The 6,675-nt window shown below is 66.4% G+C and carries 10 protein-coding genes; 5 read left to right on the forward strand and 5 right to left on the reverse strand.

Annotated features, from left to right (window positions below; genetic code table 11):
- The 4 genes from WA317_RS09395 to WA317_RS09410 form a co-directional block, all read right to left on the reverse strand.
- On the reverse strand, positions 1–317 hold a 317-nt coding region (locus tag WA317_RS09395), incomplete at its 3' end, for a hypothetical protein (RefSeq protein WP_425172768.1).
- 251 nt (positions 318–568) lie between these two features.
- A complete protein-coding gene (locus WA317_RS09400; RefSeq protein WP_425172776.1) occupies positions 569–1,369 on the reverse strand; it encodes an exodeoxyribonuclease III in 801 nt (266 codons plus the stop codon).
- A gap of 24 nt (positions 1,370–1,393) precedes the next feature.
- A complete protein-coding gene (locus WA317_RS09405) occupies positions 1,394–2,284 on the reverse strand; it encodes an N-acetylglutamate synthase, CG3035 family (RefSeq protein WP_425172769.1) in 891 nt (296 codons plus the stop codon).
- Positions 2,284–2,877, reverse strand: coding sequence for a peptide deformylase (locus WA317_RS09410; protein WP_425172770.1), 594 nt, complete (start codon positions 2,875–2,877; stop codon positions 2,284–2,286). Before WA317_RS09410 ends, WA317_RS09405 begins: the two co-directional genes overlap by 1 nt.
- A 219-nt stretch (positions 2,878–3,096) precedes the next feature.
- Here WA317_RS09410 and WA317_RS09415 point away from each other — a divergent pair, with 219 nt between their 5' ends.
- From WA317_RS09415 to WA317_RS09435, 5 genes are all read left to right on the forward strand, one after another.
- Positions 3,097–3,405 carry a DUF3263 domain-containing protein gene (locus WA317_RS09415; protein WP_425172771.1) on the forward strand — a complete coding sequence of 103 codons (309 nt, stop codon included), beginning with the start codon at positions 3,097–3,099 and terminating at the stop codon, positions 3,403–3,405.
- Positions 3,406–3,459: 54 nt separating this feature from the next.
- The gene (locus WA317_RS09420) at positions 3,460–3,921 is read left to right on the forward strand and encodes a LytR C-terminal domain-containing protein (protein WP_425172772.1); all 462 of its coding nucleotides are present in this window, start codon (positions 3,460–3,462) and stop codon (positions 3,919–3,921) included.
- Between the two features lie 98 nt (positions 3,922–4,019).
- Positions 4,020–4,733 carry a superoxide dismutase[Cu-Zn] gene (sodC, locus tag WA317_RS09425; RefSeq protein WP_425172773.1) on the forward strand — a complete coding sequence of 238 codons (714 nt, stop codon included), beginning with the start codon at positions 4,020–4,022 and terminating at the stop codon, positions 4,731–4,733.
- On the forward strand, positions 4,714–5,865 hold the full coding sequence (locus WA317_RS09430) for a glutamate--cysteine ligase (protein ID WP_425172774.1): 1,152 nt from the start codon (positions 4,714–4,716) through the stop codon (positions 5,863–5,865). The genes sodC and WA317_RS09430 overlap by 20 nt, the downstream gene beginning before the upstream one ends.
- 2 nt (positions 5,866–5,867) lie before the next feature.
- Entirely contained in the window at positions 5,868–6,524 is a 657-nt protein-coding gene (locus WA317_RS09435; RefSeq protein WP_425172775.1) for an LON peptidase substrate-binding domain-containing protein, read from the forward strand.
- A 3-nt stretch (positions 6,525–6,527) separates the two neighbouring features.
- On the opposite strand, the gene WA317_RS09440 is transcribed toward WA317_RS09435, so the two are convergent.
- The coding region (locus tag WA317_RS09440; protein ID WP_425172777.1) for a hypothetical protein at positions 6,528–6,675 on the reverse strand (148 nt) is incomplete at its 5' end.

Genomic DNA, 6,675 nt, shown 5'->3' on the forward strand with positions numbered 1-6,675 from the left:
GCTTTCGCCTGGGTGCCGGAACCGTCGGGGTGCGCGTTCAGCCTTCGCAGCACCAGGGCTCCGGCGCCCACCGCCAGCAGCACCGGCCACTCGATCAGGCCCACGACGCCGAGGGCTCCCAGCGTCAACGCCGCAGCCGGCGTCGAGTGGCTACCGCTTTTCAGTCCACGCTGCACCCCCGTCGCGGCTCCTTGTACCCCGCCGACGACGCCGTTGACGGCGGCACCGCCGACGGCGCCTGCAGCCTCGGTGGTCACCTCCGCGGCACGACTCGCCGTTCGACCCACGCCGCGTACCGCGTCGCCAACGACACTCATGATGTCTCCTGGAACTAAATCGACTCTGCTGTCAACCTGATCGGCCCTGCCGACCAGACAGGTCCCGGTTGTATACCCGCAAAAACAACGCACTCCCCGGAATCAACAAAATCCTGATCAACAGTTGTGGAACTAGAGCCTGCCACGAAGCGAACGCGCAGACAACGTGCAGGCGAATGCCGGTGATCGCGTCGCCGCGCTTTCGCTACTGCTCGGGTATAAGGTGCCGGGCCTACCGACCCCCCGCGTCGTCACGCAAGATCGATGAGCACCGGTGCGTGATCGCTGGGCGCCTTGCCTTTGCGTTCTTCGCGAACGATCTGGGCGCCGGCGACACGCGCGGCCAGCGCAGGCGAGGCGAGGATGAAGTCGATGCGCATGCCCTGTCGCTTCGGGAATCGCAGCGCTGTGTAGTCCCAGTAGGTGTAGACGCCCGGGCCGGGCGTGAACGGCCTTACTACGTCGGCGAATCGGGCGTCGACGATGGCGTTGAACGCTTGGCGTTCCGGCGCGGAGACGTGCGTGCAACCTTCGTAGAAGTCGACACTCCAGACATCGTCGTCGGTTGGGGCGATGTTCCAGTCACCTACCAGCGCGATCTGCGCCGCGGAATCCTCACGCAGCCAGCCCTCAGCCGTGTCCCGTAGAGCGGCAAGCCAATTCAACTTGTAGGTGTAGTGCGGATCGCCCAGCGCGCGGCCGTTGGGGACGTAGAGGCTCCACACCCGCACCCCACCGCAGGTGGCGGCCAGTGCGCGGGCTTCGGCGGCCGCCTCGACCTCGGCCTTGCTGCTCCAGGTGGGCTGGCCGGGGAAGCCGACCTCGATGTTGTCGAGGCCAACGCGCGACGCGATCGCCACCCCGTTCCACTGGTTGAACCCGCAGTGCGCCACTTCGTAGCCGAGTTCGAAGAACGGCAGGGTCGGGAACTGTTCGTCGGCGCACTTGGTTTCCTGCATAGCCAGCACGTCAACCTCGGCGCGCGCCAGCCAATCTAGGACGCGGGGAAGCCGCGAGCGTATCGAGTTGACGTTCCAGGTGGCGAGCCGCAAGGAGCCCTCAGGCATGGGTACAGCCTACGAATGGCCAGCCACGACGTAGCAACCGCGATGGTGAAGGGTGAAGCCGAGCGATTCGGCGATGCGCCCGAGGGTCACCTCACCTTCCGATATCCGGACGTAGGCGCGGGCAGCGCCTTGCTCGGCACCCCAGTTCAACAGGGCCTTCATCAATTTGTGCGCTGCTTCAAGGCTTCGACCGGCGCCAGTCAGGCGCAGCGCCGACACGCCGACCCAACGCGTCCGATCAGGTGCGTCGGTGACCGCGGCTCGCGCCGCCGCTACGGCCAGATAAGTGCCGAAGATCACCTCACCGCCGACGACCGCGGTCGCCTCGTCGACAAGCGGTCCGTTGCCGGCCTCTTGCAGCCAGGTGTTCGTCGGACGGGAACCGAGCTCGATCGAGGGATCTTGTCCGACCGCCTCAATGTCACGCACCAGCAGGCGATGGGATTGCTCGGCCGCGCCCGGCACACGCAGCAGGCGATCCGGCAGGGCCAGCCGCGGCGGGAGGCCGCGCCGCGCGTACCAATCGACGATAGTCGGGATCGTTGTTAGACTTGCCGACACATCAAGCGGCACAGCCGAATTCGAAGTCATGCTGCCGCCGCGTCCAGCTCGCAGGAACCAGCCGTTCAGCCAGCTGTGCTCGATGCCCGGGTGCGCCAACGCGGCGGCGTGTTCGAGCGCCCGGATCTGTGAGGTGCGAATCGGTGTGTCGGTCAACGGTCGCACAGCCACCACATCGGCTACCGCGATCTCCACCACCGCACCGGCTTTCATGCGTATCCGTACTGACGGCTCGATCTGCAGCAGGTGCCCTATGGCGTCGGTCAGCGGCGGTACCGACCCTTCGGGCCGGCGATAACGCACCGCCACCCGCGTTCGGAGGTCCGGCCACGAGAGCATCAATTGCCGAACGGATCAGGATCCTTGCCCGGCGTCCACGACAAGCCCGGAACACCCCAGCCGTGGGATTTCAGCGCTCGTTTCGCGCTGCGGGCGTGCCGGCCGACCAGGCGGTCCAGATACAGGAAGCCATCGAGGTGTCCGGTCTCGTGCTGCAACATCCGCGCGAACAATCCACTGCCTTCCAGGGTGACCGGACTGCCGTCCGCATCGAGTCCCGTGACACGTGCCCATTTCGCGCGTCCGGTCGGGAACGACTCGCCGGGTACCGACAGGCAACCCTCGTCGTCATTGTCGGGATCGGGCATGGTCTCAGGTATCTCGGAGGTCTCCAGAACAGGGTTGACGACGACGCCGCGGCGGCGTTTCGGTTGGCCGCGCTCGTCTGCGCAGTCGTAGACGAATACCCGCAAGCCCACGCCGATCTGGTTGGCGGCGAGCCCGACCCCATGCGCGGCATCCATCGTCTCGTACAAGGTGGCGATCAAATCGTTCAAATCGGCGGGCAGCGAACCGTCGTCGGCCACCGGCACCGGGGCTGTCGGAGTGTGCAGGATCGGATCTCCCACAATGCGAATGGGTACGACTGCCATGACCGGCAAGCTTAGGCCCGGTGACGATGCGCGCCGCAACGCGGCGCGAGGAGGAGGCGGGCAATCGGATCCAGCCCGGTGACGATGCGCGCCGCAACGCGGCGCGAGCAGAACACGACTCGCGGGCTTCGGTCACGGCTCAACTCCGGCGGGCGTGATTGAATAACGCCGAAGCAGAGTCGCAATTCGAGAACTCGCCGGAAGGGTCCAAGGAAGCGTATGGACGGCGCCATGGCGCAGGCAAATCGATCGGGGGACGACTCTGACGTCGCCGATGGGCTCAGCCGCCGCGAACACGACATCCTGGCGTTCGAACGGCAATGGTGGAAGTACGCCGGCGCTAAGGAAGAAGCCATCAAAGAGCTGTTCTCGATGTCTGCGACCCGCTACTACCAGGTGCTCAACGGGCTAGTCGATCGGCCGGAGGCGTTGGCGGCGGACCCGATGCTGGTCAAACGGTTGCGGCGACTGCGTGCCAGCAGGCAGAAGGCGCGGGCCGCACGCCGGCTGGGCTTCGAAGTCACCTGACGCACCACCTGTGCCTTTACAGGATTTCGGGCAGTCCTGGATACAGTGGGCTCGATGAACGAGCGCGTTCCCGACTCCTCGGGGTTGCCTTTGCGGGCCATGGTGATGGTGCTGCTGTTCCTCGGCGTCATCTTTCTGCTGGTCGGATTCCAGGCCATGAGCTCGTCGGGCTCCGACGACGACTCGTCAGTGGTGTCCAATGCGACGACCACCTCGGCGCCGCAGAGTTCGAAGCCGGCCGCGCCGAAGGCCGATGTCCGGGTCTACAACATCTCGGGCACCGAAGGCGTCGCCGGGCGCACCGCCGACTCGCTGCGCAACGCCGGCTACAGCGTCACCGATGTGGGCAACCTCGATCTGCCTAACGTCTCGGCGACCACGGTGTACTACAGCGACGCCGCCGGTGAACACGAGACCGCCGACGCGGTCGGCAAGCTGATATCCGCGCCCGTTGCGCCGCGGACAGCCAACATCGCCGACCAGCCACCCGGGGTCATCGTGGTGGTGACCGGCTAGCAAAGGCTGGTCAACGGCGAGCGGTACGTCAATGCGAGAAACGACGTACTAGTCCGCACCAGCGTTACGCTCGCGGCGAACCCGATAGGCTTCTCAGCATGGTCATGCCCGCCCGTTCCCGCAAAGCCACCGCCGCCCTCGGGGCGCTCGCTGCCCCGGTCGTCCTGGTGAGCGCTTGCAGCCCCCACGAGCTTCCGTCCAGTTCGTCTGGGACCACTCCATCGGTCTGGACGGGATCGCCGCAACCGCCGACGGCTCCCACGGGCAGTGCAGAGGCGGCGGCGCCGGAGAGCTTGACCACCCATCTGCGGGCACCCAACGGCATCGAGGTCGCGACCGCGAAATTCGAGTTCAACAACGGATACGTCCTCCTGACGGTGCAGACGGTCGGCCGGGGCCAGCTGTCACCCGGATTCCACGGCCTGCACATCCACTCAGTGGGCAAGTGCGAGGCGCACTCGGTCGCCCTGACCGGCGGCCCGGCCGGCGATTTCCTGTCCGCAGGCGGGCACTATCGCGCCCCCGGACACACCGAGACCCCGGAAAGCGGGGCAAGCGGGGATCTGACCTCACTGCAGGTGCGGGGAGACGGTCAGGCGCTGCTGGTGACGACCACCGACGCGTTCACCAAGGAAGACCTGGTGTCGGGCGCCAAGACGTCGATCGTCATTCACGCCGGCCCGGACAACTTCGCCAACATTCCCGCAGACCGCTACCGGCAGATCAACGGAGCGACCGGTCCCGACCAGACGACAATGTCCACCGGAGACGCCGGTAAGCGGGTGGCGTGCGGTGTCATCGGCACCGGTTAGTTCCCCGGGACCTAGGGTATCCGACCGCGTGGATTTCGCTGTCTCACCGCGGCCGACGCTGGGCGTCGAATGGGAATTCGCACTCGTCGATGCGAAAACCAGGGACCTGAGCAACGAAGCCGTCGCAGTCATCACCGAGATCGGGGAGAATCCAAGGGTTCACCAGGAACTGCTGCGTAACACCGTCGAAATAGTCAGCGGTGTCTGCGATTGCACGGCGCAGGCAATGGACGACCTGCGCAGCACGATCGGCGCGATCCGCGGCATCGTCGAAAGCCGCGGCATGGAGTTGTTGGGTGCCGGCGCCCATCCATTCGCGCAGTGGTCGGCGCAGCAGCTCACCGACGGGGCGCGCTACGCCGAACTGATCAAGCGCACCCAGTGGTGGGGGCGGCAGATGCTGATCTGGGGCGTGCACGTGCACGTCGGAATCTCCTCGCCGGACAAGGTGATGCCGATCATGTCGTCACTGCTGCACTGGTACCCGCATCTGTTGGCGCTGTCGGCGTCGTCGCCGTGGTGGGCCGGCCAGGACACCGGATACGCCAGCAACCGGGCGATGATGTTCCAGCAGCTGCCCACCGCGGGCCTGCCGTTCCACTTCCAGACCTGGGCGGAGTTCGAAGGCTTCGTACGCGACCAGAAGAAGACCGGAATCATCGACCATGTCGACGAAATCCGCTGGGACATCCGGCCGTCCCCGCACAACGGCACGATCGAGGTGCGGGTCTGCGACGGGGTGTCCAATCTGCGCGAGCTCGCCGCGCTGGTGGCGCTGACGCACTGTCTGGTCGTCGACCTCGACCGCCGGCTCGAGGCGGGCGAGCCGCTGCCGACGATGCAGCCCTGGCATGTGCAGGAAAACAAATGGCGCGCAGCCCGTTACGGGCTGGATGCGATCATCATCCTCGACGCCGACAGCAATGAACGCCTGATCACCGACGACCTCGACGATGTGCTGAATCGGCTGGAGCCGGTCGCCAAATCGCTGCACTGCGCCGACGAATTGGCCGCGGTGTCAGACATCCCCCGGTTGGGCGCGTCGTACCAGCGGCAGCGCCGGGTGTCCGAGGAGCACGAGGGTGACCTGCGCGCCGTGGTCGACGCGCTGGTCGATGAGCTGGACGTGTGATCATGGCGGACTCCGGAATCACCGAAACGCTTGAGCTGCCGATCTTTCCGCTCGAATCGGTGTTGATGCCCCTTGAGCAACTGCCGCTGCGCATCTTCGAGCCACGTTATGTCGCGCTGGTCGATGACTGTGTGCGCAGCAAGGTTCTCCGCTTCGGCGTCGTCCTGATCTCCCGCGGCCGCGAGGTCGGCGGCGGTGACGAACGATACGAGGTCGGTGCGCTGGCCGAGATCGCCGACTACGTCAACCTCGGTGAGGAGCGCTACGCGCTGCACTGTCTGATGGGCGAGCGCATCAAGGTATGCGACTGGCTGCCCGACCAACCCTATCCGCGCGCGACTGTGCGCCTTTGGCCTGACGAGCCGGGTGAACCGGTGACCGGTAGCCAGCTGCAGGAGATTGACGACCGCGTGATGGCGTTGTTCGAGCGGGTTGCCGCCGCCCGCGACGCCCGACCGCCGCGCCGGGAAGAGGTGCTGGGCCGGCAACGGCCCGGAGACATCGGAAAGCGCTTATACGCGTTGGCATCCCAGTTACCGCTGGGCCCAGCTGACCGCTATGCGGTGCTGTCGGCGCCCTCTCCCGCCGCACGGTTGGCGGCGCTCAACGAGGCGGTGGACTCGGTTGCCGCGATGATCGAATTTCAGCTCTCCGAATAGCAGTCAGCGCCCGTCCGCGAACGCCCGCAGCGACGCCAGCTGAGCGGGATTCAGCGACGGGCGAACGGTTTGGCGGGCCGCGGCGACGTCGGCGGCAGTCACGTCGGCAGCGTCGATGGAGCGCCGCATCGCCGCCAGCGCAGCCTCCCGC

This window comes from Mycobacterium sp. (assembly GCF_049802695.1).
GTDB lineage: Bacteria > Actinomycetota > Actinomycetes > Mycobacteriales > Mycobacteriaceae > Mycobacterium.